This window comes from Xanthobacter aminoxidans (genome assembly GCF_023571765.1).
GTDB lineage: Bacteria > Pseudomonadota > Alphaproteobacteria > Rhizobiales > Xanthobacteraceae > Xanthobacter > Xanthobacter aminoxidans.
Genome location: NZ_JAMJXC010000009.1, coordinates 1 through 24,976, shown reverse-complemented (window position 1 = coordinate 24,976; position 24,976 = coordinate 1). Strand labels below are relative to the sequence as shown.

The following is a 24,976-nucleotide window of genomic DNA, read 5'->3' as shown; positions in this document are numbered from 1 at the left end:
CTGCCTGCAGCATTTCCCTACCAGGCAAACCTAACTCCGTTAGAGGTGTCTTGATACAGAGTTCATGGCACAGCGGCAAGCCGACTTCAATTATTTTACTTAAATACCAACGGTACAGACCTGTAAAATAGCTAGCACTTTCAATGTGATGACCGCCTACGCCGCGTGTGAATGCTATGTTCCCATGACCGTGATACCGACGATGGACTCACCCCTTGCCATGCGGGAGGAAGCCCCTATCCTGCGCCCCATGCTTCGTGCCCTTCGCAACCTCCTGCTGCTCGTCGCCGCGATCACGTTCGCGGCGTCCGGGATCGGCTGGGGCTATGCGAACGCAAGCACCGTCCTCGGAAGTGGGGACACCGCCCATCACCGGGCGATGGCCGAGGCGCAAGGCGGGCATCGACATGAGGCGCAGCACACCTCCGATGGCCATCATCATGCCTCGGATGCTGCCGATCCTTGCACGAGCAAAGCGGCTTGCGGCGAGGGCCACGCCCATGCCGGCGACGCGAACTCGTGCTGCGCAGCGGCGTGCCATATGGCCATCCCGACCACGTTCCACGCGCCGTCGGTAACCCTTCTGACCCTCGGCACACAGGCCCTGCCGCCCGATATCGACGGCTTCCAGGCCTCGATGATGCGGCTCGACCGGCCGCCGAAGCTCTCCAGCCCCCAGATCGGCTGATCCGTCTCGCGATTCGTCGAGGACTATCGGACGCGCTCGCCGCGGATGATCTTCGTTCATCCCTGCCGAGCGGGTTTTGACGTCCATGGACCAGGGCCGTCCGAGCCCGGTTGCCCCAGCATCCGGATTCGGTGGTCGGCAATCCTCATCCCCTCGACCGATCCCCGACCCAGCCGACGGTAGGCCGCAGCCGCGCACCGCGCGCCTGCGCCCATAGCCCATCCCTTCCCGGCTGTAGAGCGGCGCCCCCAATGGGGCCGCATCCCGAGGTCATTCATGAAGTCGTTGCTTCCGACGGCACTCGCCGTCCTCGTCTCCGCTTGTTCCGGTCCGCCACCCATCGCGAGCGGCCTGGACCCCGCGGATCCCTCGGTTGCCGTGCCCGCAGTCCGGTACGCTCCGGTCCTGGCGGGCGACGTCGACTATCGCCCGGCGCCGCCCCGCTCCTGGATCGAACAGAACCAGGGCCTGGCGCCCGGTCAGGGAGGGAGATGATGGCTCTCCTTCCTTCTGGGATGGTCCTCGCCATCCCGGTGGCGCTGCTGCTCGCTGGCTGCGTCACCTTCACCGCCGACGGCGGCATGGCGCCTGTCGCCAGCCAGGTCTCGGGCGACATCGGCGGGCAGGTGGTGAAGATCACGTCCGAGGAAGAGGCCGCGTCGGCGCGGGCACGCGTGTCCGCGCTCCTGTCCCGGCCCTTGGATGCCCGTGCGGCGCTCCAGGTCGCTCTCCTCAACAACCGGGGACTCCAGGCGCAGTACAATGCCCTGGGCATCTCCGAGGCCGCCTACGTGGCGGCAAGCCTTCCGCCCAATCCCACTTTCGGGGTGGAGCGGTTGAACGGCGGCGGGGAACTCGACGTGGAGCGGCGGCTGGTGGCGAACGTGCTCGCGCTCCTGACGCTGCCCGCCCGCAGCGAGATCGCCGCCGCCCAGTTCGAGGCTGCCCGCCAGCGGGCGGTCGAGGCGACCTTCAGAACCGCCGCCGAGGCACGTCGCGCCTACTACCGGGCCGTGGCGTCGCGCCAGACGGAGGCCTTACTCGAGAAGGCTCGCCTGACGACCGACGCGGCCGCCGATCTCACCGTCAAGCTCGGCGAGACGGGGGCGGCGACGAAGCTCGACCAGGCGAGAGCCAGCGCCTTCTATGCCGAGATATCGAACGAGCTCGCTAGGGCACGCCTCAAGTCCGCGACGGACCGGGAGGCCCTGACCCGGCAGCTCGGCCTGTGGGGCAACGACGTCGGCTACAAGCTGCCGTCCCAGCTCCCGCACCTGCCGGGGCGCATCCGGACCGAACCCCAGGTGGAGGTCGAGGCGGTCCTCAAGCGTACCGACCTCATCGCGGCGCGGCTGGAACTCGATGCCATGGCGAAGTCCCTCGGCCTCACACAGGCGACGCGCTTCATCTCCCTGCTCGAGGGGGGATATCGGGGCAATTACCAGCGCGCGAACGGGGAGACCCTGCGTCCTCAGGGCTTCGAGCTGGAGGTCCAAGTGCCGATCTTCGACCTCGGCGAGACCAATGTCCGCCGGGCGCAGGAGACCTACATGCAGGCGGTGAACCGCCTCATGGAGAAGGCGGTGAACGTCCGCTCCGAGGCACGTGCCGCCTACGTGACCTATCGGGCGAGCTACGACATCGCCCGCCTGTACCAGGCTAGGATCCTCCCCCTGCGCAAGACCGTGAATGAGCAGGCGCTGCTGGAATACAACGGCATGCTCATCGACGTCTTCGAGCTCCTCACGACGGAGCGGGAGAGCATCGACAGCAACGTCTCCGCCATCGGCGCGCAGCGCGACTTCTTCCTGGCGGAGGTCGATTTCCAGACGGCCATCATCGGCGGCGGCGCGGGAGGCGGGGAAACCGTTTTCGCGTCCGCGTCCGCCGGTGCCAGCGACTGATCGGAGAGAAACCATGCCCGTTTCAAGACGAGGATTTCTTGGCACCTCCGGCGCCCTGGCGCTGGTCAGCGCTGGCGCGGTCTCCGGCCGCGTCCAGGCGGCCTCCATTCCCGAAGCCGCCACCATGAAGGAGGCGGCCATGCAGCCGCCTTTGTTCCCGACCACGGGCCCGGACTACCAGCCCGTGGTCACCCTCAACGGCTGGACCGCGCCCTGGCGCATGAACGGTGACTGGAAGGAGTTCCATCTCGTCGCCGAGCCCGTGGTGCGGGAGATCGCGCCGGGGATGGTGGCCCATCTGTGGGGCTATAACGGCCAGTCGCCGGGTCCCACCATCGAGGCGGTGGAAGGCGACAAGGTGCGCATCTTCGTCACCAACAGGCTGCCCGAGCACACCACCGTCCACTGGCATGGACAGATCCTGCCCAACGGCATGGACGGCGTTGGCGGCCTCACCCAGCCGCATATCAAGCCGGGCAAGACCTTCGTCTACGAGTTCCAGCTCCTCAGGAGCGGGACCTTCATGTACCACCCCCATGCGGACGAGATGGTTCAGATGGCCATGGGCATGATGGGCTTCTTCGTGGTGCACCCGAAGGACCCGTCCTTCCGCCGCGTGGACCGCGACTTCGTCTTCCTCCTCAACGCCTACGACATCGAGCCCGGGGCCTACGTGCCCAAGGTCAACACCATGCTCGACTTCAACCTGTGGACCTGGAACAGCCGCGCCTTCCCCGGCATCGACCCCTTTGTGGTGGGGAAGGGCGACAAGGTCCGCATCCGGTTCGGCAATCTCACCATGACGAACCATCCCATCCACATGCATGGCTATGACTTCAAAGTCTCATGCACGGATGGCGGATGGGTGCCGGAGGCGGCCGCCTGGCCGGAGGTGACCATCGACTGCGCGGTGGGCCAGATGCGCGCCTTCGACTTCGTGGCCGATCACGAGGGGGACTGGGCGATCCACTGCCACAAGTCCCACCACACCATGAACGCCATGGGCCACGACGTGCGCACCTACATCGGGGCCAACCTGAAGCAGGCGGCAGGCAAGATCCGAAGGCTCGTGCCCGACTACATGCCCATGGGCGCCAAGGGCATGGCGGACATGGGCGAGATGGAGATGCCGCTGCCCGACAACACCCTGCCCATGATGACCGGCTTCGCCCAGTTCGGCCCGGTGGAGATGGGCGGCATGTTCTCGGTGGTGAAGGTGCGCGAGGGCCTCGCCCACGACGACTACAAGGACCCAGGCTGGTTCAGGAACCCTCCGGGCACCGTCGCCTACGAGTGGACCGGCGAGAGCAAGGCCGCCGAGCGCGCGCCTGCGCCCGCGTTCGATCCCGCACGGACCATCGAGGTCGACGTGGTCAAGCCCGGCGCCGCGCGGCCGGGCGGCCACGAGCACTGAGTTTCCCCATCCCAAATCCAAAGAGAGGACCAACCATGAAGACGTATCTCATCGCCGCCGCATTGCTTTCGGCGATCGCGTCCGCCGCTCCCGCGTTCGCCGACGCGGGGCATGCCCATGGCGACGAACGCGCCTATGGCGAGCCGGGAAACCCGAAGCAGCCGTCCCGCGTGATTCAGGTCGTCATGAGCGAGGCGGACGGGAAGATGCAGTTCATCCCGAACAAGATCGAGATCAAGACCGGAGAGCAGGTCCGGTTCGTGCTCCGCAACAACGGCGATCTCGACCATGAGATCGTCCTCGCGACGCTCCAGAACAACCTCAAGCACGCCGAGGAGATGCGCAAGAACCCGGACATGGAGCATGACGATCCCAACGCCAGGCGCCTGATGCCGAAGAAGACGGGCGAGATCGTCTGGAAATTCACGAAGGCAGGAACCTTCGACTTCTCCTGCCTCATCCCGGGCCACCGAGAGGCCGGGATGTTCGGCACCATCGTCGTCAAGTGATCCGACAATAGGAGACCGACCATGCGCAAGCTTCTGCTTTCCGCCGCGCTGCTTCTCTCGGCTACCGCAGCGCTCGCCCAGACCGTTCCCGTGAGCGGCGAGGTCACCAAGATCGACCAGGCCCAGGGCAAGATCACCCTGAAGCACGCCGCCATCCCGAACCTCGACATGGACGCCATGACCATGGTCTTCGCCGCGGGCGACCCGACGATGCTCAAGGCCGTAAAGGTGGGCAACAAGGTCACGTTCGAGGCCGACCGCGTCAACGGACGGCTCACCGTCACCAAAATCCAGAAGGTGAAGTGATTCGAACACTCGCGGGGCGGTCTTTCGCCCCGCGAGTAACGGCAATCGATCCGGCGGATCGGAGGCATCGGATCATTCCATGCCGCTTATCCGAGGGGATCGCAACGGCGAAGGAAGACTAACAATGGCAATCAAGCATCTTTTCCTGGCGGGAATGCTGACCGCTCTTTCGGTTACACCGGCCTTGTCAGATCCTTATTCATCGCGGCTCTCGCAGAGGGAGAAAGAGCGTCACGAATTCCGCGACGTCCAGCACGAGAACGTGCCGTTCCTTCAGTGTCGTGGGTACGTCGGCCCGCGTGGGACGACTCCGATGCCTCAAACACCCGCCAAGTCGAAATCAGGCAACCGACCTTAAGTTCGCTCCTAAGAACGTCCGCGGCCCTCATCCCAGCGACGTCCGCCGCAGCCTGAGGGCGTTGGCGATGACACTGACCGAGGAAAGCGCCATGGCGAGGGCCGCGATGATGGGCGAGAGCAGCAGGCCGAAGGCGGGATAGAGCACCCCGGCTGCGATCGGCACCCCGGCCGTGTTGTAGATGAAGGCGAAGAACAGGTTCTGGCGGATGTTGCCCATGGTGGCGCGGCTGAGCTGACGCGCACGCACGATCCCCTGGAGGTCCCCCTTCAGGAGCGTCACGCCCGCGCTCTCGATGGCGACATCGGTACGCGTACCCATGGCGATGCCCACGTCTGCAGCGGCGAGCGCCGGGGCATCATTCACGCCATCGCCCGCCATGGCAACGATCCGGCCCTCCTTCCGCAACCTCGCGACCACTTTCGCCTTGTCCTCCGGCAGGATCTCGGCCTCGACTTCCTCGATGCCGAGCCTGCGGGCGATCGCCTGCGCGGTGGTCCTGTTGTCGCCCGTCAGCATGACGACGCGGATGCCCGCGCCGCGCAGAGCCGCGACGGCGGCGGGGGTGGTCGCCTTGATGGGGTCGGCGATGGCGACTAGGCCGCCGAGGCGCCGTATCCCTCCGGTGAGGGCCGTCTTGTTTGCGAAGCGGCAGAGGCAGAGAACAGTGTGTCTGGACAGCCGTAGTCCCCGCGACCGCGAGTTCGTCGCCCACCTGCGGACCTTCCGAACGGAAGCGATGGGTCATCTCCAGCCCAGCTTGACAGCCATCCGCGGGGGAGATCTAGAGCAGATCTTCCCATTGTCGTGCGCCGTGCACGACACGGACGATCTCCGCCCCCTCGTCGATCTGGCGGTACAAAATCAGGTAGTTGCCGGCTGGGAGGCTTCTCAGCTCAGGCCGTACCTCCGGCCTCGCAACGCCGATGCCTGGCATCTCCCCGATCCGCTGGCAACGGCGGTAAATATCTTCGTACCAGTGTCTGGCCGCTGAAGGATTGTCCTCGGCAATGTAAAGGGCGATGGCTTCGATGTCCGCCTCGGCCTGTGGTCGAAGCTGGTAGCTCATTCTTCCCCACGCCCAGCAATCTTGGCATCGAGCTTCTGCCTGATCCGGGCGAATGCTTCCTCACCATCAACAGCGGGGCCGCTGCTCATGCCGGCATCCCATAACCGCCCCAGCTCTTCGACGGCCCTGGCACGCAGCGTCCTCCGGTGCTTCCAGTCGCGCAGGGCCTCCCGCATGACCTCGCTCGCCGACGCATACTCGCCGGTCTCGACCACCTCACGCATCATCGCCGCCATTTCAGGGGTGAGGGCGACACTCACCTTCTCAACATTGGCCATGACATCGTTCTCCTTTTGTCCAATGGTAGGCAAGCTTACTACCAAGAGCAAGCGGAGAGTTTTCGGAAGTCGGGAGCAGCCCGGCACCATCTCCAGCAAAGATGCTGCGCACCGCCATGACGGTGCGTAACGGCTAAGGCCGCGCTGGTTCAGTTCGTGCCCCCGAAGCAAGCGTTCCAAAGGGCCGCAACGGGTCACAGCCCGTAAGCGCGCCAGGGGGAAAGATCCCCGCAGTCCTGAGCCGAGCCGCATGGCCATCGCCCCTCTTTTGCGTCCGCTCGGATTTATGGCTCTGAGGGAAGGGCTTCCCTACTACCACGCTCCGGGTCTCCGGCGACCCGTCTGTGGGGTTGTCCTGCAACGAGTCGAGAGTGAGAGGTTGGCCGGTTCGGCCGTGACGGGTTGAGGGCTGGGAGAGAGGTTCCCGGCGCCCGTCGTGGAGACGAGCCATGACCCAGGTGGAGATTCTGGACGCCGCGCGCGATGGTGCTGGCGGCTACAAGGTGGATGTGAGCCGCGGCGAGCGGATCGGCCGCGTGTCCTCGGAGTGGTTCTCCCGGCCCGACGACGAGCGGTACCTGTCCCTGTCGGACCTGTTCGCAGCCGTCCGCGGCCGGACCGAGCGCAGCCGGACGCGGACGGTGGAGAGCGCGGCGATCCAGGTGGAGGCGAAGCGCGACGATGCCGAGCGCCTAGCGCTGATGCTTCCCGGCTCGGACGCGCCAGTCGCGCCGACACATTGGAGCTTCAGCCAGCTCGCGAGCCTGGTCGGCGCTCCGGCGGCCTATTTGCGCCAGCTCCCGGCACCGTTGGCCGGCATTAATCTGCAATATGGCCTGACCTCTCATCGCGCCGAGCAGGTGAAGACGCTGGAGATCGAGGACGGCCGGGTCGAGCTGCGCGCCGTCACCGGTCCCGACTATGGCCGGATCTTCGACCATGAGTTGGTTGCCGCCGTGCAGCGCATCGCCGGCAACGGCACGGGTGACACCCGCTGGAAGGTACCGGGCGTGCTCGACTGGTCCACCGGCATCTACAATCCCCGGGTCGACATCACCAAGGATACGACGACCCTCTACGCCTCGGATCGGGATGTGTTCCTGTTCCTTGTCGACGACCTCAATCCCATCGAGGCCGGCCGGTTGGAGGATGGCTCGCCCGACCTCTATTTCCGCGGCTTCTATTGCTGGAACTCCGAGGTCGGGGCGAAGACGCTGGGCATGGCGAGCTTCTATCTGCGTGCCGTGTGCCAGAACCGCAATCTCTGGGGCGTCGAGGATTTCGAGGAGATCACCATCCGTCACTCCAAATACGCCGCCTCGCGCTTCGCCCATGAGGCGGCGCCGGCGCTGACCCGCTTCGCCAATTCCTCCCCCCTCCCCTTCGTCAACGGCATCAAGGCGGCGCGGGAGAAGATCGTGGCCCGCTCGGATGAGGATCGCAGCGCGTTCCTGCGCAAGCGCGGCTTCTCCAAGGCCGAGACGGCCAGGATCATCGAGACGGTGCTGATGGAGGAAGGTCGTCCACCCGAGAGCGTCTTCGACTTCGTGCAGGGCATCACCGCCGTCGCGCGGGACAAGCCCCACCAGGACGCCCGGCTCGATCTGGAGGCGCGGGCGAAGAAGCTGCTCGACCGGGCCGCCTGAAACCCGGAAAGCCGGAGATGCGGATTGCCGTGTCTCCGGTCCCGTGTAGTCCCGGCTTTCCGGATTGCCGGGTTTGCGGCGCCGTCCTCAGAGGCAGAGGGCGGCGCTGCGCTTCGTGACGGACGCGATGCTGAGAGAGAGGCTCTCGGCCGTCCGTCGCGGAGACCATCTCGATGGCTAATGTCGCCAAGATCACCCTGTCGCCCTCGCGCGACATCCCCTTCAACAAGCTTATGCTCAGCCAAGCCAACGTCCGGCACGTGAAGGCCGGCGTCTCCATCGAGGAACTGGCCGAGGACATTGCCCGGCGCGGCCTCCTGCAGGGCCTCAGCGTCCGGGCCGTCATGGATGCCGACGGCGTCGAGACCGGCCTGTTCGAGATCCCGGCCGGCGGCCGGCGCTACCGGGCGCTGGAGCTCCTGGTGAAGCGCAAGCGCCTGGCCAGGACCGCGCCGGTGCCCTGCGTCATCCGGGAGGGCGGTATCGCCGAGGAGGATTCGCTCGCCGAGAACGTCCAGCGCGCGCCGCTACACCCGCTCGACCAGTTCCGTGCCTTCCTGGCCCTGCGCGAGAAGGGCCAGTCCGAGGAGGAGATCGCCGCCGCCTTCTTCGTGTCGGTGGCGGTGGTGAAGCAGCGGCTGAAGCTCGCCTCGGTCTCACAGAGGCTGCTCGACACCTATGCCGAGGACGGCATGTCGCTGGACCAGCTCATGGCCTTCACCGTGTCGGGCGATCATGAGCGCCAGGAGCAGGTGTTCGATCGGCTGCAGCAGGCCTACGACAAGCAGCCCCATGTCATCCGACGCATGCTGACCGAAGGCGCCGTGCGCGCCTGCGACAAGCGGGCGCGGTTTATCGGCGTCGACACCTATGTGGAGGCCGGCGGCACGGTGCTGCGCGACCTGTTCCAGGGCGACGACGGCGGCTGGCTGCAGGATGTGGCCCTCGTGGACCGGATGGTGGCCGACAAGCTGAAGGCGGAAGCGGAAGCCATCGCCGCCGAGGGCTGGAAGTGGATCGAGGTCGCCCCCGACTTCGCCTACGGCCACACCTTCGGCCTGCGCCAGCTGCGCGGCGATCCGGTTCCCATGTCGATGGAGGAGGAAGCCGCCCGCGATGCCGTGCAGGCGGAGGTCAACCGCCTGTCCGAGGCGTATCAGGACGCCGACGAACTGCCCGACGAGGTCGACGCGCGCCTGGGCGAGCTTGAGGCGGCTCTGGAGGCGATGGACGCGCGGCCGCTGGCCTTTGATCCTGCCGGGGTCGCCCGTGCCGGTGCGTTCGTCAGCATCGGTCCTGAGGGCCGCCTGCGGATCGAGCGCGGCTACGTCCGGCCGGAGGACGAACTGCCGGTCGAGGCGGACCCCGACGCGGAGGACATCGGCGAGGTCGCCGCGGTGTCGGCGATCCACGACGCCGACGACACCGTGTCCGCCGATGCCCAGGCGACGGAACCGGAGGACGATGACGGCCTGTCGCCGATCTCGGACCGGCTGATGACGGAGCTCACCGCCCACCGCACCCTCGGCCTGCGCCAGGCGCTCGGCGAGCAGCCGGACGTGGCCTTCCTCGCGGCGCTCCACGCTTTGACGCTCAAGGCCTTCTATCATTATGGCTCGGACAGCTGCCTGGAGCTGGATCTCAAGAGTGTCAGCTTCGGCACCCAGGCGCCGGGCCTGAACGACAGCGCCGCCGCCGAGGCGATCCGGATGCGGCATGAAAGCTGGGCCAAGGCCTTGCCGAAGGAGTCCGCAGAGCTGTGGGACGCCCTGGAAGGCTGGGACGCCGATAGTCGGTCCGCCCTCTTCGCCCATGTCGTCAGCCTTTCGGTCAATGCCGTGCAGGAGGCCTGGAATCGCCGGCCCCGGGCGCTCGCCCATGCCGACCGGCTGGCCCAGGCTGTCGACCTCGACATGGCAGCGGCCGGCTGGCGACCGACGATGGACACATTCCTCGGCCGCGTGACCAAGGCCCGCATCCTCCAGGCGGTCACGGAGGCGAAGGGCCAGCGCGCCGCCGAGCGGATCGCCCCCCTCAAGAAGGGCGACATGGCCACCGAGGCGGAGACCCTGCTCGCGGACACCGGGTGGCTACCCGAGCCGCTGCGCACGGCCGGCATGAAAAGCCCCGAGACCGGGGAGGCGACGGCGCCGGACGCCGTCGTCGAGGAAACGGCGGAAAACGACGGCGAAACGGCCGTGGTCGAAGGTGACGGCTTCGAGGACACTGACGAAGCCTCGGACGCTCCCGTCCCCTCTGCCGCGGAATAGCGCCTGCGACCTGCGCGACTGGCCCACCGGCGACGGTGGGCCTTTTCTTATGGAGGTCCATCATGGCGCAATCGCCCCATGATCTGGCGCGCCGTCTCGCCGAGCGCGCGGAAGCGGTGTGCCGCCACTATCTCTCCAATGGCCGACAACATGGGAGCTATTGGCAGGTGGGTGACGTGCGCAATGCACCTGGCCGCTCCATGTTCGTCCGGTTGCGGGAAACTCCGAAAGGCCCGGCCGGCAAGTGGACCGACGGCGCCACGGGCGAGCATGGCGACCTTCTCGATGTCATCCGCGAGGCGCTCGGCCTCGTCGATTTCAAGGACGTCGCCGAGGAGGCCCGGCGCTTCCTCGCCTTGCCGCATCCGGAGCCGACCACACCGAAACGGGCCGTCGCTCCCATACCAAGCAGATCACCCGAGGCATCGCGGCGTCTCTTCGCCATGGCGCAGCCGATTTTGGGCACGCTCGTAGAGACGTATCTGCGGAACCGCGGCATTACGCTTCTGCACGGAACCGGTTCCCTGCGCTTTCACCCCTGCTGCTACTATCGGCCCGAAGACTCTTCGGCCACCGAGACCTGGCCGGCGATGATCGCCGCCGTTACCGATCTCGACGGCACCCTCACCGGCGTGCATCGGACCTGGCTCGATCCCCGCGGCTTCAGCGAGGCCACTCTCGGCAGGGCGCCGATCGACACCCCGAGACGGGCCATGGGCGACCTGCTCGGCAATGCCCTGCGCTTCGGTGCGCTGGGCGAGGTGATGGCGGCCGGCGAAGGCATCGAGACCGTGCTGTCGCTGCGATGCGTCCTGCCCGAGATGGCCATGTCGGCCGCGCTCTCTGCGGCCCATCTCGTCACCATCCGGTTCCCCGGCACGCTACGACGGCTTTACATCGTACGCGACAACGATCCGGCCGGCGACGCGGCACGGGACAGTCTCATTGAACGAGCGAATACGGCCGGGATCGAGACGATCGTGCTGTCACCTCGGCTCGGGGACTTCAACGAGGATCTCCGTATGCTCGGCATGGATGCGCTGCGGGCAGAAACGCGTGTCCAGCTCGCCCCACAGGATGTCGGTCGCTTCCTGGCTCTCGCGGCATAGCCGGAACAGGAACGCGGGAGGCGGCCCGCCGTAACCGGCATCGCTCGGATGCGGCCACCGCCGGAGAGGACCTCGCCCCGGCCTTCCAGAGGGCGATCGAGCCCACAAACGGGCCGGCCCGGCAATGGCGGCGGCCAACGATTTTCCGTCGGCGCTGCGCGCCGTTCCATCGCGAAACAAAATCGCCGGCCTTGGCCATCAAGGCCCTCGCTTTGCTCGGACTGCCAGCCCGTCCCGCCCGTGGGCTTCCGGCGCCATGAAGGCCGCGACGGTCGCGGTCCAACCGACGGAGCCTCCCATGCGCGAGAACGACGACATACACCACGCCGCTTCCCCCACCGACCAGGTCCTGACCGAGCTCCAGCTCTACGGCTACCGGCCCTTTACGGACGAGCCCGACCCCCGGCCCCTGCCCGAAGACAACCATCTCGCCGGCGCCGTCGCCGACATCTTCGACGCCCTGATCGCCACGTTCAGCGACACCCGCCTCGAGCCCGACCTCGCCGATCTTCTCTGGTCGACGGTCAACCTCTTCCACCGCGCCATCGGCCGGATCGAACGCGCCCTCGACGACAATGAACAGGGCCAGCGCCGCTCGCAGCAGGAACAGGATGGCAGCGAGGTCAGATCCGTCGAGCTGGAACGCCTCACCGCCGAAGGGCAGACGCTGATTAAACGCCGCGATGCCTTCGAGCTGATGCGCGATCAGGCCGCCGAGCACTACGAGCAGCACAGTGGCGCACCGTGGCGTCCGCGCACCGGGTCGATGGTCAACCACAAGGCCATGACGGCGGCGATGATCGACAGCCGCGACTTCCTGATGGCGAAGAAGCACGCCGAACAGGAGGTCCTTCTGCCGCCGGGACCGAAGGTCGCCTTCACCGGCGGGCTGGACTTCAACGATCACCGGCTCATCTGGGACGCCCTCGACAAGGTCCACGCCAAGCACTCCGACATGGTGCTGATGCACGGCAAGTCGCCGAAGGGCGCCGAGAAGATCGCCGCTCGCTGGGCCGACCACCGCAAGGTGCCGCAGATCGGCTTCGCACCCGACTGGACCAGGCACGGCCGCGCCGCGCCCTTCAAGCGCAACGACCAGATGCTCGCGGTGCTGCCGATCGGGGTCATGGTATTCCCAGGCACCGGCATCCAGGACAATCTCGCCAACAAGGCCCGCAAGCTTGGCATCCCGGTCTATCGGTTAGGGTCGGGCGGCGCATGAGCCGCCCTTCCGGGGCGCTGCGATCCGAATTCCATCGTTAGCGCGCGTTCCTACCACCGGCCTCCCGACGCTCGCGGCGAGCCTTGCCGCCGGGCTGCTGTGGGACATCAGTGGCGCCCGGGCGACGTTCATCGCCGGCGCCGTCTTCGCCCTCCTCGCATCCGCGCTCGTGATCACCTTCGATCTCAGCCGGAAGTCCTGAGGCGGTCCCGCCGACTATCGTCGCCGGAGGCATGCTGGTCCTGTCAGACAGAAGGGGTGGGCAGGCTTGGCCTGCCCACCCCTTCTGTCCTCGGGACGCACTCTCATCGACCGAGATACTTGAGGAGCGCTGCGATCCCGAGGACGACCAGGACCAGGATCAGGAGGCCGAACAGCCACATCCCCCACATGCCGGAGCCCAACATTCCGTCGAAATTCATCATGGTTCCCTCCCTGGAGCAGGACCCGTCTCTGCAGTCCAAGAACGAGAACGCCTTAGCCGAGCGGCATGCGCCGCAGGCGCAGGGAATTGGCGATGACGCTGACCGATGACAGCGCCATGGCCGCGGCGGCGATGATGGGCGACAGCAGAAGCCCGAACAGGGGATAGAGCACGCCCGCCGCCACCGGTATGCCCGCCGCATTGTAGATGAAGGCGAAGAACAGGTTCTGGCGGATGTTGCTCATGGTGGCGTGGCTCAACTGCCGGGCGCGGGCGATGCCCTGAAGATCGCCTTTCAGCAGCGTCACGCCGGCGCTCTCGATGGCGACGTCCGTGCCCGTGCCCATGGCGACGCCGACGTCCGCCGCGGCGAGCGCGGGCGCGTCGTTCACGCCGTCGCCCGCCATGGCGACGATCCGCCCTTCCTGGCGCAGCCGGGCAACCACCTGCGCCTTGTTCTCCGGCAGGACCTCCGCCTCCACCTCGTCGATGCCGAGGCGGCGCGCCACCGCCTGCGCCGTCGTCCTGTTGTCGCCGGTGAGCATGACGACGCGGACCCCGGCTGCCCTCAGGGCCGCCAAGGCGGCGGGCGTCGTCGCCTTGACCGGGTCGGCGATGGCGATGAGGCCGCCGACGCGCCCGTCGACGGCGACGAAGATGACGGTGGCGCCGTCCCCGCGCAGCGCCTCGGCCTCCGCCGAAAGGGCCGAAAGGTCCACGCCCGCCTCGCCCATGATGCGATGGCTGCCGATGACGAGCTTGCGGCCGTCCACACTCCCGGTCACACCCTTGCCCACGGGACTATCGAAATCCTGGGCCTCGCCGAGAGGCAGGCCGCGCTCCTCCGCCGCGGCCACGATGGCCGCTGCCAGCGGGTGCTCGCTCGCCCGCTCGAGCGTCGCCGCAAGCCGCAGAAGCGCGTCCTCTTCCAAGGCGCCGGTCGCCTTCAGGGCGACCACCTTCGGCTTGCCTTCCGTCAGGGTGCCGGTCTTGTCCACCACCAGCGTGTCCACCTTCTCGAACCGCTCCAGCGCCTCGGCATTCTTGATGAGCACGCCCATGGATGCGCCACGGCCGACGCCCACCATGATGGACATGGGAGTCGCGAGTCCCAGAGCGCAGGGGCAGGCGATGATGAGCACCGCCACGGCGGCGATCAGCCCGTGGGCGAAGCGCGGCTCCGGTCCAAAGACGCCCCATGCCGCGAAGGCGAGGACCGCGATGGCGATCACCACCGGCACGAACCAGCCTGAGACTTCGTCGGCCAGCCGCTGGATCGGCGCGCGGGAGCGCTGCGCCTCCGCCACCATGTGGACGATCTGCGCCAGCATGGTGTCGCGCCCTACCTTACCCGCGCGCATGACGAAGCCGCCGCTCTGGTTGAGCGTACCGCCGATGACCTTCGCGCCGACGTCCTTGGTGACCGGCATGGACTCGCCGGTGATCATGGATTCGTCCACCGAGGAGCGGCCCTCGATCAGTTCGCCGTCCACCGGCACCTTCTCGCCGGGCCGTACGCGCAGGCGGTCGCCCACCACGACCGCCTCCAGCGCCACGTCCTCGTCGCTGCCGTCGTTGCGCACGCGCCGGGCGCTCTTGGGGGCGAGGTCGAGCAAAGCGCGGATGGCGCCGCCGGTCTGCTCTCGGGCGCGCAGCTCCAGCACCTGCCCCAGCAGCACCAGCACCGTGATGACGGCGGCCGCCTCGAAATAGATGGCCACCGAGCCGTCGGCGGCGCGGAAGGTCGCGGGGAATATCTGCGGCGCGAAGGTCGCCACCACGCTGTAGGCCCACGCCACGCCCGTGCCCATGGCGATCAGCGTGAACATGTTGAGGCGGCGGGTGACCAGCGACTGCCACGCGCGGGTGAAGAACGGCCATCCCGCCCAGAGCACCACCGGCGTTGCCAGCAGGAACTGGATGACGTTCGCGGCCTGCGCCCCGAGCAGCATGTGGAGGTTGGTGAGGTGCCCGCCCATCTCCAGAGCCAGGACCGGCACGGCGAGGACGAGGGCGACCCAAAACCGCCGCGTCATGTCGAGAAGCTCGGCGCTGGGGCCGGTTTCGCCTGTCGTCACCTCTGGTTCGAGCGTCATGCCGCAGATCGGGCAGTTGCCGGGCCCGACCTGCCGGATCTGGGGGTGCATGGGGCAAGTATAGATCACCCCCTTCGGCTGCTCCTTGGCGAGGCGCGGCTGAGCTTCCGTGGCCACATAGGCGGTGGGTGTCGCCTCGAACGTGTCGTGGCATTTCGCGGAGCAGAAGAAATAGGTCTTGCCGCCGTATTCCGACCGGCACCCGGCGGTGGCCGGGTTCACCTCCATGCCGCAGACGGGGTCCTTGACCGTTTCCGCGGGCGAACGTCCGCTCCCCGCGTGCGGGTGATCCACATGGTCGTGATGATGGCCGGCGTGCGCGTCATGCTCAGTCATGAGGACCGTCTCCGGAGCGAGGGGCGTATGGGGATGAAATTGCGATACGAGGGAGAAAGGCGGGAACGCGACGGGCGTAACCGTCCCACAGGGGCCCGAACTCGGCGCGGGCAGCCACTTCTTCCTGCCGCGCCAGCCGGACGTAGACCCAGACCAGGATCGGGAACATGGCGAGCGTGACCAGCGTCGGCCACTGCAGCAGGAAGCCGAACATGATGACGACGAAGGCGGCGTATTGGGGATGCCGGACCCGGGCGTAGGGGCCTTCGGTCGCGAGGCGATGATCGCGCTGCGCCGCGTAGAGGAAATTCCAGCTCACCGCGAGCAGCCAGAAGCCGCCGAAGATCAGAATGGTGCTGAGGATGTGGAACGGCCCTAAATGCGGGTTCACACGCCATCCGAACAGGGTCTCGAGCAGATGGCCGGCGTCGTGGGACCAGAAATCGACGCCGGGGAACTGCCGGCCGAGCCATCCCGACAAGAGGTAGATGGTCAGCGGAAACCCATACATCTCGGTGAACAGGGCGACCACGAAGGCCGAGAACGCCCCGAGGGTGCGCCAGTCCCGCGGCGTCCTGAGCCGGGTGAAGCTCGCGGCGAACAGGATAAAGACCACCGAGTTGAGGATGACGAGGCCCCACAGGCCGTAGGCCGGCATCCCGGTCATCGGACATCGCCTTCGGGCCCCGGCCCCGGCCTGCGTCGTGAGTGCCCCGCACGGTGTCCATGGCCGTGATGCATGAACATGTGCATCAGCAGACAGGCGAGCAACAGGAGGAAGGGCAGGTAGCCCAGCGCATGGGCGCGGTGCTCCGAGAACAGCAGGAAGGCCGCCGCGAGAAGAAAGCCGATGGCAACGATGCCGCCTGGCGAACGCCAGAACCCCCGGTGCGGGGAATGCGCGCCGTTGTCGTTGCCGGGTCGCGGCATATGGTCGGTGTCGTCATGCAAGGACATTTGGTCTTCCTCCACCTGATCGCGGGTCGGCGGAGATCGCCGACCCACCAGCGAGGCTTGACGCTCACATAGGGCCCATTCCGCCCGGCATCACGAGCTGGTCCGCCGTGCGCTTCTGCGTATCGTCGAACGACGCGTAGAGCGGCCCGAGCGCAGCCTTGAGGCGCCGTACCGCTTCGAGACGGGCGACAAGCATGCGCTCGTGACCGTCGATCCGCTGCAGCAGGGTCGGGGCGCCGCCGCCCTGGGCGGCCATCATCATCTCCTGCATGTCGCCCATCATGGCGCGGTTGGCCTTGAGCGCCTCCGTGAACGCACTCCACAGGGACTGCTGGGCGTCGGTGATCTTCAGTTCGGCCTTCAGGAAGGCGATGCGCCCTGCGATCCGGCCGGGATCCATCATCTGGCCCATCCCCATGGCGCCGGCCGCGGCTCCGCCCATCATCCCCATGCCGCCCTGACCCATCATCCCCATCATGCCTTGAGGACCACCGGGCATCGGTGCAGCCTGAGAGGGTTGTGGAGCTGGCGCGGCCACCTGGGGGACGGCCACCTGGGGGACCGCGGACTGGGGCGCAGCAGGCTGGGCCTCCGGCGGATGATGCGCGTCCTCGGCGAAGCCCGGCGTAGCGAACAGCAGCGCGCCCGCCAGCATCAGATTATGAAACGTCGTCATGGTCAGTTCCCTCCCGTTGCTGCGGCGCGGCTGATGCCGGCCGCCTGGAAATCCAAACCGCTCCGCATGTCTTGCGGCCTTGTGTCCTCGCCCCCGTCCTGTGGTTCCAAATCGACTGGGCGGGTGCTGCCCGCGCCGCCGTAGATGCTGTCGAAGAGGCGCTCCCACATGGCGTCCCGCAGGCGCCGTCCCTGCTCGATCACCTCGGTGACGCGCGAGACGACACGCTCCTCCTCGACCTTGAAGGGATTGTCCGGAGTGGCCGGATGCCGGTCGGCGCCGACCTGCTCCTCGAGCCAGCGAACGCCACGCATCCACGGCATGAACCCTTCTGACGGGAGGTAGCGGCTCGTGCGCATGGGGTGCAGGTTCTCCAGCATCGCCGCAGACCAGGGCGTCGTCATTGCACGCACCCAGGGGCTGACGAAAGCGCGATAGAAGGCCTCGTTGCGCTCCGACAGGTCGCGCACGCGCTCGAACGCACCGTCCTGTCGGGGGAAGCGGATGTCGCAGACATCGCGCGCCTCGAAGCGGACCTGATAGCCGCCCTCACGGCAATCGGGATCGCCGGAAGGATTGTCGATCTTCATCTCGTAGAGGCCGGGCGGAAGGGCCTCGATCCGTGGCAGGCTCTGCAGGATCGCCCGGTGCTCGAGCCGCGCGACCTTGGCGGAAACGAAGATGCCGAGATGGCCGACATGGCGGTTGACGAGATAGACGATGCGTTGGCCCGCCGTCTTCAGGTCGTCCGTGTCCCGGTACACGACCGGTATCCAGCCAAGCGCTTGATGGGGCGGGGTGATGTCGTCGCCATAGGAGGCGAAGATCACGAGCGGGTTGCGGATGCGCCTGAGGTCCGCATGGCACCCCGCGCAGATGCGCAGGCGCCCCTCCTCGAGCCGGTTGCCGACGAAGAGGTTCTCCACGATGGCGAGGATCTCCTCCCGGCTCAGAAAGTAGTAGCCGCCCCACCAGCGCTCGAAGGCGAGGAACCGCTCCCGCTCCGTGTCTATGTGGGCATAGAGGTTCGTGTACTTCTCCCACACCGCCTCGGGCTTCAGCCCTTCGAAGTTCTGCACCAGGAAGGCGCCGTCGAAGCGGCCGTCCCCGAGGTCGGCGAGGAAGTGCGTCAGCCACGCGCCGCCCTCGAAGCCCGCCGCGATGCGCATCGGGTTGATGCCGGTCTCGCCTGCCCAGTAGGACAAAGGGGTCCCGTTGAGAACGACGGGACCCATCAGCCCCGCGCAGTCCGCGGCGAGCAGCGTCACCGCCCAGCCGGCCTGGCAATTCCCATAGAGCACGGGCGCGGCGCCGGAATGCCGGCGTGACACCTCCTCGACGAACCGCCGCAGCGCGTGAAGCACGTCGGCGAGCGTCTGCCCTGCGGCAGGCTCGGGATAGAAAGTGACGAAATAGACCGGGTGCCCATGGTGCAAGGCGATGCCGACCTCGGATTCCTGCCTGAATCCGCCAATCCCGGGGCCGTGGCCGGCGCGCGGGTCGAGGATCACCACCGGCGGCTTGGCCGCGTCCAGGCAATCGTCGAGGCATTGATCTCCGACGCGGGTCACGCGCAGGAGCGCATAATTTGCCGGGCGCTCGAACCGGCGGGCATCGAGCAGGACTTCATAGTCGAAGTCGAGCAAAGGCGGCTTTCCGGCGCGCTCGTGCGCCAGCATGTTGTCGGCTCGCTGGCGAAGCGTGTCCCAGAACAGGATCCAGCGCTCGGCCGCGTCCCTGCCATAGGACAGGGCATCGCGGGCGAAAGTTCCGGGGTCGCTGGAGAAGGCGTCCCTTTGGGCATTGCAGGTTTGCTGCGGGGCTCCGGTGCCAGTCGGTCCGGATTGCCCAAGGGCAGCCGTGCCGACCATAGGCTCGGCAAGCGTGTCGCGACCATACATGGAAAGGTCCTCGTTTCCCCATCGGCACAAGGCCGACGCTGATTTCGGAGGCATCTTCCGGCGCGTCGACGCGTCGGCACCCTCAACGGGTGCCGCTTCGCGCGTCCGCCTCACGCCTGAAATGCGTTGAGACCGCTATCAGCTCGGGAAACGCGGGGGATCGAGGCCGGGCAAGACCGCCAGGCCGTCCGCGGCCTGATTGGCGAGATCAAAGGGCTGTCGCACAAAGGCCAGATCCAGAACGTGCAGGTCCACGCCGTCTGCCACGGGCACATAGACGCTGCACGAGACGCTACAGCATTTGCCGTGGTCAACGGGTTGGGTCGGCTCGTCCGAATGATGATCTGCGGGATCGGGCGAGGCGATCTGGTGCGAATGATCCACCATAACGCTGTATGCCGGATCCTTGTCGTCGTGGCACGGCGCGGAATAGGCGCTGGCGATGGGCCCGAACAGCATGGCCATTGCCACCAGGATCGCTGGCAGCACCTTCACCCACCCCGCTGCGGACCTAAGCCTGATCATGTGCTCCATCGCCTCACTGGCGAACTATGCCTCATCATAGGCGCGCATGAAAGGACCGCCTTGAGCAGGATCAACGTGCCCGCCGACGAGATCACGTGCGCATGGTTCTCGCTGAACCCCGATCAGGCGGGTCCTTGTTCGTCCCGCACGATCGGGCAGCTCTCGTCCTTCGCCCAGTCGGCGAAGCTCAGCTGGTGGACCCGCATATCGTCATAGCCCGCGCGCGAGGCGGCGAGGGGCCGTGTGAGGCCTCGCCTCGGCCCAGGCGATGACTGCGTCCGGCCCCGTGACAAACGGTGGCCGATGTAAGCACAGCACATGCCTCTCGTCCGCCGCCCCCCGCTCGCCGTCACCGCTCCTCCGGCGGCTTGATGTGCCGGAAGGCCCAGAGCAGCGCAAAGTCGTAGAGGATCTTCAGCGCCCCGCACAGAATTAAGGGCCATGCCTCGAAGCCGGCCTGGAACAACGCGCCCGCGAGCACCGGGCTCACCGCCGAGGCGAGCGGCGGTGACGCTGGCGGCGGCCGGGCGCTCGGGCGGCGTCACCACCGCCATCACGTAGGAGGAGCGCGCCGGCACGTCCATCTGCGAGAGCAGCCCGCGCATCAGCATCAGGCCGAGAGCCACCTCAAGGTTCGGCACCAGCGCAGCGAGGATCAGGCAGAGGCTGGAGGGGATGTGGGTGAACACCATGGTGTTCACGAGACCGATGCGCCGCGACAGCCACGCTGCCACCGGGAAGGAGAAGGCCGACAGGACCCCCGAGGCGAAGAAGAACACCCCGGCCACCGACAGGGACAGGCCGAAGCGGGTGAACAGCACAGGGCGACGAGGGACTGCACTGCCAACCCGCCGGCGAAGGCATCGATGCAGAACAGTGCTGCCAGCCGGTAGACGATGCACCGCGACGGGCCGAGCGCAGTCCGCGGCTTCTCCTCAGCATTGGCAGCAGCGCGCGGGATGCGGACATAGAACAAGCCGCCGACGATGCCGAGCATCGCATAAAGCGCGAACATGCCCTCCAGGGCGCGGAGGCGCGAGATGCCCAGGTTCCCGAGCAGTTCCGGGCTCATGGCCGCGAGCGCGCCCAGCGCCGCAGCCAGCCCGCCTACCAGGCTGTAGCGGCCGAAGGCGGAGGTCCGCGCCTTGTCCGCCACGAGATGGGAGAGCACCGCGTGCTCCAGGGGCACGAAGATGCTGACGCTGCCGGAGGACGGTTTCACGGTGCCGCAGAAGGCCACCAGCAGCACCGCGCCGAAGCTCGCCGACCGGGTGAAGGCGAGGCCCGTCGCCACCATCAGCGCGGAGGCGAGGATCAGCAGCGTGCGCTGGTCGATGCGGTGGCCGACGAAGCCGATGGCGAGGGTCATCGACGCCGAGCCGAGCAGCGCCGTGGTCGCCACCACGCCGATCTCGAAGGCATCGAGGCCGATGGCGGAGAGATAGACCGGCAGCAGCACGGCCACGAAGCCATCGCCGAAATCCCGCATCGCCCGCGCCGCATAGATGGCGGAGACGGGGGAGATCGCCATGGAGGCGGCACCGGGCGGGCTCAAGGGCTGGTGCACGCGCGTTCCTCCGGCGTCATACCGTCGCCAGCCACTTCGCCCCGGTCCCGCCCGCCCAGGCATAGAGGGCGTCGTAGATGACAAAGCCGCGCCTCAGGAGGTCGTGGTCGTCGGGCGTCACCTCGCGCAGCCCCTTGGAGATGGCGAGAAGACCCGCCGACTGGGGCGTCAGATCGGCCGGCCGATGTCGGCCCCGCGCACGATATCGGCGAGGGTGGCAATGGCGGGATCGCTGTCGAGGCCGTACGTGGCCACGAAGGCGTCGAAGCTGCACTTCTCCCCACATGGCCGAACGTCACGCCTGGCACGTCGAACGGCGTCGCTCCCGTCTCCTCGGCCCTGCGGATTACTTCGTCAGGTGGCGCGAACAGGAATTCCGGCGCCGCGTCGATGAAGCGCGCGATCAGCCAGGGGCAGGCAATGCGATCGATGACCGGGCGGGCGCGGGTGATCCACTTCACGAGCCGTCTCCTTGCCGGAAGCGGCGCCTTTGGAGCTCCGCCAGCCAAGCGGGGAGGATCCGGCGCTTCATCGATCCCGATGCCGATATCCGCTTCGTTCCCGGCAAGGACTATGGCCCGAAACCCGGGGAGCTGCGCTTCGACATGTTCGAGGGCGAGGTCACCCATGAGGGGGATCGCTGCAGCTTCGACGTGCTGCTCGGCCGAGCCGGCCTGTCCGATCCCGTCCTTCAGGCGGTGGGCGAGATCATCCACGACATCGACCTGAAGGACGGCAAGTTCGGCCGCGAGGAAGCCGGAGCATCGCCAGCCTCATCACCGGCATCGCCTTGAGCGAACCCGACGATGCCCAGCGCCTCACCAAGGGCGCCGGAGTGCTCGACACGCTCTACCAGTATTTCCACGCCAGCCGCGCGTAACCTCAACGAAGTCATCATGGCTAATCTGGACGGCGCCCAAGAGGTGCCGGCGCGAGCCCAGGCGTGCCGGATCAGCACGCCTGCAAGCCGCCACGAGGGAGTATGCCATCTCCTTCGGCGAAGCCTGCCGCGTCGGGGCGCGTGTCACCGCCTGCAACGACTTGCACTCTCCTGCCCGGCCCAGGGCGCGAGCAGCGTGAACCGAACGCGCCTTCATGCCTGCACCTCAGCATCGAGCCGCAGGCGTTTTGACGTAGCCAGCTAAGAGCAGCCTCAGTCGAGCATTTCAGGGCGGAACAACGACCGGCGGCTGATGATCTTGCCCGAGACCATGAACACGCCGTCGCCGGTATAATGCAGCGTCTCGGGGTGCCTGGGCGAGGCCGCCACATGCGCCTTCACCACCTCGAAGATGAAGAAGTTGTAGCGCTCCACCAGCGCGTCGTCATAGAGGCGGCATTCGAAGCTGGCATGGCACTCGCGGATCAGCGGCGCGTCGACCTCGGATGCCGCCTCGGCGGTCAGCCCGAACCGGGCGAACTTGTCGATCTCGGCACCCGATGTATTGCCGATGCCGACCACCGTGTCGGTCAGCGCCGTGGTCGGCAGGTTGATCACGCACTCCCGGCTGCCCCGGATCATCTGGAAGCTGTGATTGCCGGCCGAGATCATCAGTCCGACCAGCGATGGCGAGAACTCCAGAACCGTGTGCCAGCCGAGCGTCATGATGTTGGTCTTGTCCTGCCACCGTGACGAGACCAGCACGACCGGGCCCGGCTCCAGATAGTGGCGCACCTGGCTCACCGGGAAATCGCTCTTCTTCGGATATCGCGCCATCGCCGGTCCTTTCGGCAGTTCTCGAAAGCAGCTTATCGGCCGATGCCGGCGGCCGTACGGCCATCAGCGCGATGGGACAATGTTCAACATGAGCCCGTGAAGATCGCCGGCTCCCCGTCGCAGAGCACACCCCCGCTTTTGTGCGCTGATCCTTGGTCGGACCGATCGCCTCGGGCCATCAACCCACAAGGGGTCGGCGACGCGGTGCGTGCCGCCGCATCGGCTGACGCCTTCGCGGTGACTGCGGCTCTCGGCCCGACACGTCGGGCGCCTGTCAGCGGGGGATGGCCCTCCGCTCGGAACAGGAGCCGGACCATGTCCCTCAAAGACGCTCACGCCTTCGCCTTCAGCCTCGCCGCCACGCTGATGGTCGCCATTGTCATCTTCGAAGCCGGCGACGGCAGCCTCTCGGTCACGCCGGCCAACGAGTTCGATGGCGATGCCACCGCGATCCTGTGCGAGATCGATCCCTTCGCCCCTTGATCGGGGCGGCCACTTCGATGAGCGGGAATCGCAACGATCTCCGCTCCCGGAACGGTGCGATTTCGGCTATCATTCTGGCTGCGCCGCGGTGGTGGTGGAAGGCGCAACCGTCAGCTTTTTTGCACGGGAGACCACCACCATGATCGTCCTCTCCATCCTCGGGTCGCTCGCGGCCATCGGCGTTCTGTGCTGGCTGCTGTTCACGCTCGCCGTCTTTGCCCTGCCGTTCTTCCTAGGGCTGACCGCCGGCACCTGGGCCTACGGCTCCGGCACAGGCTGGCTCGGCGCCGTCATCGTCGGCCTGGTCGCCGCCGGTGCGACATTCGCCATCGGCCAGCTCTTGCTCGCCCTCGTACGGCCGCTCTGGCTGAAGCTCGTCGTCGTGCTCGCCTTCGTCGCTCCCGCTGTCGTCGCCGGCTACGCCGCCACCCATGGCATCGTCAAGCAAACCATGCCGTCGGAGACCTGGCAGTTGGTCTTCTCAGGCGTAGGTGCGATCGCGGTTGGCATCGTGGCATTCGTGCGGTTGACGGCACTGATCCCGTCCGAACCGCCCGGGCGGGACATCACCGGGGCCTGATCCCCTTTCTCGGCGGGGGCGGCGGGCACAAGGCAGCTTCGGCTCTACGGTCATCGCCACGGTGTCGGGCAACGCCGAGGTGTTCAAGCTCGGCTCGAAGCCGGCTCCTACCCGCAACCGGCCCGTCGATGCATTGCCCCGGAAGCCGTCCCGTTCGATCGTCCGGGGACCTCGGGAGGGATCGAACCCCTGAGCAGCCGGGAACACCGAGGACAATGCAAACCGTGCCCGGACCTGGGTGGGCAGCCGATCCCTTGAACATCACGCCGCTCTTGGAGCGGTACAGCGAGCCTCGCCACGTCTCCTTGATCGATTCCCGTCGGTCCGAGCGCACCGAAGCGGCCTCTGCGATGGGTGGATCTGGCCAGACGACGGCTGCGCCTCGATCGCCTGTGCCGCAATGGCGCCGATCGACTTTCTTCCCCTGGGCGACCACCCCACACGGCACGCCGTGCGGGGACCCCGGATCCCCCATTCCTCGCGCGAACCAAGAAAGTCGCCTGGCTGCCATCCTTCGCTGGCGCTGCGGCCCCAGAGCCACCCCGTTGCGCAAGCGCAGCGGGGACCCCGGCGGGGTGCGGCGTCGATCGCCTCCGGCCCTTTGATCCCCATCGAGACCGCATGGTGCGGGCTCGGGACAGACATCAAGGAGACGTAACATGGCGACCATCGGCACCTTCAAGAAGACCGGCGCGAACGAGTTCAACGGCGAGATCGTCACCCTTTCGGTCCAGGCCCGGGGCGTGCGCATCGTCCCCGAGGTCCGGGGCACCGGCGAGAACGCCCCCAGCCACCGGGTCTTCGTCGGCCGCGCCGATTATGCGGAGAGCGGGATTATGCAGAGCGCCGGCCTGTAAGGTCTGTGTTGCCGCCGGTTTCGGCGGGGGTTCTGCTCCGCATAATTGCGGGCTGGAAGGTGGGCGCCCCGCGGGAAGCGGAGC

General features: G+C 67.2%; 22 protein-coding genes and 4 pseudogenes. 13 read left to right on the top strand and 13 right to left on the bottom strand.

Annotated features, from left to right (window positions below):
- Positions 1-148 precede the first annotated feature (148 nt).
- The 5 genes from EJ105_RS14800 to EJ105_RS14780 all read left to right on the top strand — a co-directional run bounded on the left by EJ105_RS14800 (position 149) and on the right by EJ105_RS14780 (position 4,821).
- Positions 149-688 carry a hypothetical protein gene (locus tag EJ105_RS14800; protein WP_250166943.1) on the top strand — a complete coding sequence of 180 codons (540 nt, stop codon included), beginning with the start codon at positions 149-151 and terminating at the stop codon, positions 686-688.
- Positions 689-1,182: 494 nt separating this feature from the next.
- Positions 1,183-2,592 (top strand): TolC family protein, encoded by a 1,410-nt coding sequence (locus tag EJ105_RS14795; RefSeq protein ID WP_250166942.1) that lies wholly within the window; start codon positions 1,183-1,185, stop codon positions 2,590-2,592.
- A 13-nt stretch (positions 2,593-2,605) separates the two neighbouring features.
- Positions 2,606-4,006 (top strand): multicopper oxidase family protein, encoded by a 1,401-nt coding sequence (locus EJ105_RS14790; RefSeq protein WP_250166941.1) that lies wholly within the window; start codon positions 2,606-2,608, stop codon positions 4,004-4,006.
- Positions 4,007-4,041: 35 nt separating this feature from the next.
- Complete coding sequence (locus tag EJ105_RS14785) at positions 4,042-4,515, top strand: cupredoxin domain-containing protein (RefSeq protein WP_250166940.1); 474 nt, start codon at positions 4,042-4,044, stop codon at positions 4,513-4,515.
- A gap of 21 nt (positions 4,516-4,536) precedes the next feature.
- Positions 4,537-4,821: a copper-binding protein gene (locus tag EJ105_RS14780; RefSeq protein ID WP_250166939.1), complete on the top strand. Its 285-nt coding sequence runs from the start codon at positions 4,537-4,539 to the stop codon at positions 4,819-4,821.
- A gap of 385 nt (positions 4,822-5,206) precedes the next feature.
- Here EJ105_RS14780 and EJ105_RS14775 read toward each other — a convergent pair.
- From EJ105_RS14775 to EJ105_RS14765, 3 genes and pseudogenes are all read right to left on the bottom strand, one after another.
- Positions 5,207-5,791, bottom strand: a pseudogene (locus EJ105_RS14775) (HAD-IC family P-type ATPase); the annotation flags it as partial.
- A gap of 172 nt (positions 5,792-5,963) precedes the next feature.
- Positions 5,964-6,248 carry a type II toxin-antitoxin system RelE/ParE family toxin gene (locus EJ105_RS14770; RefSeq protein WP_250166938.1) on the bottom strand — a complete coding sequence of 95 codons (285 nt, stop codon included), beginning with the start codon at positions 6,246-6,248 and terminating at the stop codon, positions 5,964-5,966.
- Positions 6,245-6,526 carry a ribbon-helix-helix domain-containing protein gene (locus tag EJ105_RS14765; RefSeq protein ID WP_250166937.1) on the bottom strand — a complete coding sequence of 94 codons (282 nt, stop codon included), beginning with the start codon at positions 6,524-6,526 and terminating at the stop codon, positions 6,245-6,247. The genes EJ105_RS14770 and EJ105_RS14765 overlap by 4 nt, the downstream gene beginning before the upstream one ends.
- Before the next feature lie 449 nt (positions 6,527-6,975).
- On the opposite strand from EJ105_RS14765, the gene EJ105_RS14760 reads away from it, so the two are divergent.
- The 4 genes from EJ105_RS14760 to EJ105_RS14745 all read left to right on the top strand — a co-directional run bounded on the left by EJ105_RS14760 (position 6,976) and on the right by EJ105_RS14745 (position 12,773).
- Positions 6,976-8,172: a DUF932 domain-containing protein gene (locus EJ105_RS14760; protein ID WP_250166936.1), complete on the top strand. Its 1,197-nt coding sequence runs from the start codon at positions 6,976-6,978 to the stop codon at positions 8,170-8,172.
- 173 nt (positions 8,173-8,345) lie between these two features.
- Entirely contained in the window at positions 8,346-10,442 is a 2,097-nt protein-coding gene (locus EJ105_RS14755) for a ParB/RepB/Spo0J family partition protein (RefSeq protein ID WP_250166935.1), read from the top strand.
- A 62-nt stretch (positions 10,443-10,504) separates the two neighbouring features.
- Positions 10,505-11,551, top strand: coding sequence for a DUF7146 domain-containing protein (locus tag EJ105_RS14750; RefSeq protein WP_250166934.1), 1,047 nt, complete (start codon positions 10,505-10,507; stop codon positions 11,549-11,551).
- 298 nt (positions 11,552-11,849) lie between these two features.
- Entirely contained in the window at positions 11,850-12,773 is a 924-nt protein-coding gene (locus EJ105_RS14745) for an SLOG family protein (RefSeq protein ID WP_250166933.1), read from the top strand.
- 477 nt (positions 12,774-13,250) lie between these two features.
- On the opposite strand, the gene EJ105_RS14735 is transcribed toward EJ105_RS14745, so the two are convergent.
- The 9 genes and pseudogenes from EJ105_RS14735 to EJ105_RS14700 form a co-directional block, all read right to left on the bottom strand.
- On the bottom strand, positions 13,251-15,629 hold the full coding sequence (locus EJ105_RS14735) for a heavy metal translocating P-type ATPase (protein ID WP_250166932.1): 2,379 nt from the start codon (positions 15,627-15,629) through the stop codon (positions 13,251-13,253).
- Positions 15,622-16,296, bottom strand: coding sequence for a methyltransferase family protein (locus EJ105_RS14730; RefSeq protein WP_250166931.1), 675 nt, complete (start codon positions 16,294-16,296; stop codon positions 15,622-15,624). Before EJ105_RS14730 ends, EJ105_RS14735 begins: the two co-directional genes overlap by 8 nt.
- Positions 16,293-16,586 (bottom strand): DUF2933 domain-containing protein, encoded by a 294-nt coding sequence (locus EJ105_RS14725; RefSeq protein WP_250166930.1) that lies wholly within the window; start codon positions 16,584-16,586, stop codon positions 16,293-16,295. Before EJ105_RS14725 ends, EJ105_RS14730 begins: the two co-directional genes overlap by 4 nt.
- 64 nt (positions 16,587-16,650) lie before the next feature.
- A complete protein-coding gene (locus tag EJ105_RS14720) occupies positions 16,651-17,262 on the bottom strand; it encodes a Spy/CpxP family protein refolding chaperone (protein ID WP_250166929.1) in 612 nt (203 codons plus the stop codon).
- A gap of 2 nt (positions 17,263-17,264) precedes the next feature.
- The gene (locus EJ105_RS14715; RefSeq protein WP_250166928.1) at positions 17,265-19,163 is read right to left on the bottom strand and encodes a DUF3141 domain-containing protein; all 1,899 of its coding nucleotides are present in this window, start codon (positions 19,161-19,163) and stop codon (positions 17,265-17,267) included.
- Between the two features lie 138 nt (positions 19,164-19,301).
- Positions 19,302-19,697 (bottom strand): hypothetical protein, encoded by a 396-nt coding sequence (locus tag EJ105_RS14710; protein ID WP_250166927.1) that lies wholly within the window; start codon positions 19,695-19,697, stop codon positions 19,302-19,304.
- A 340-nt stretch (positions 19,698-20,037) separates the two neighbouring features.
- Positions 20,038-21,219, bottom strand: a pseudogene (locus EJ105_RS14705) (MFS transporter).
- Positions 21,220-21,271: 52 nt separating this feature from the next.
- Positions 21,272-21,376, bottom strand: a complete 105-nt coding sequence (locus EJ105_RS27840) for a hypothetical protein (protein WP_347881321.1) — start codon at positions 21,374-21,376, stop codon at positions 21,272-21,274.
- A 47-nt stretch (positions 21,377-21,423) separates the two neighbouring features.
- Positions 21,424-21,884 (bottom strand): annotated as a pseudogene (locus tag EJ105_RS14700) (chromate resistance protein ChrB domain-containing protein).
- On the opposite strand from EJ105_RS14700, the gene EJ105_RS14695 reads away from it, so the two are divergent.
- Positions 21,774-22,049 carry a chromate resistance protein ChrB domain-containing protein gene (locus EJ105_RS14695; RefSeq protein ID WP_250167111.1) on the top strand — a complete coding sequence of 92 codons (276 nt, stop codon included), beginning with the start codon at positions 21,774-21,776 and terminating at the stop codon, positions 22,047-22,049. The pseudogene EJ105_RS14700 and the gene EJ105_RS14695 overlap by 111 nt on opposite strands.
- Before the next feature lie 359 nt (positions 22,050-22,408).
- Here the strand turns inward: EJ105_RS14695 and EJ105_RS14690 are convergent, their stop codons facing one another.
- Complete coding sequence (locus EJ105_RS14690; RefSeq protein ID WP_250166926.1) at positions 22,409-22,972, bottom strand: flavin reductase family protein; 564 nt, start codon at positions 22,970-22,972, stop codon at positions 22,409-22,411.
- Between the two features lie 315 nt (positions 22,973-23,287).
- Here EJ105_RS14690 and EJ105_RS14685 point away from each other — a divergent pair, with 315 nt between their 5' ends.
- The 3 genes and pseudogenes from EJ105_RS14685 to EJ105_RS14675 all read left to right on the top strand — a co-directional run.
- Positions 23,288-23,455 (top strand): hypothetical protein, encoded by a 168-nt coding sequence (locus EJ105_RS14685; protein ID WP_250166925.1) that lies wholly within the window; start codon positions 23,288-23,290, stop codon positions 23,453-23,455.
- 139 nt (positions 23,456-23,594) lie between these two features.
- Positions 23,595-24,035, top strand: coding sequence for a hypothetical protein (locus EJ105_RS14680; RefSeq protein WP_250166924.1), 441 nt, complete (start codon positions 23,595-23,597; stop codon positions 24,033-24,035).
- Positions 24,036-24,694: 659 nt separating this feature from the next.
- Positions 24,695-24,853: pseudogene (locus EJ105_RS14675) on the top strand (DUF736 family protein); the annotation flags it as partial.
- Positions 24,854-24,976 lie beyond the last annotated feature (123 nt).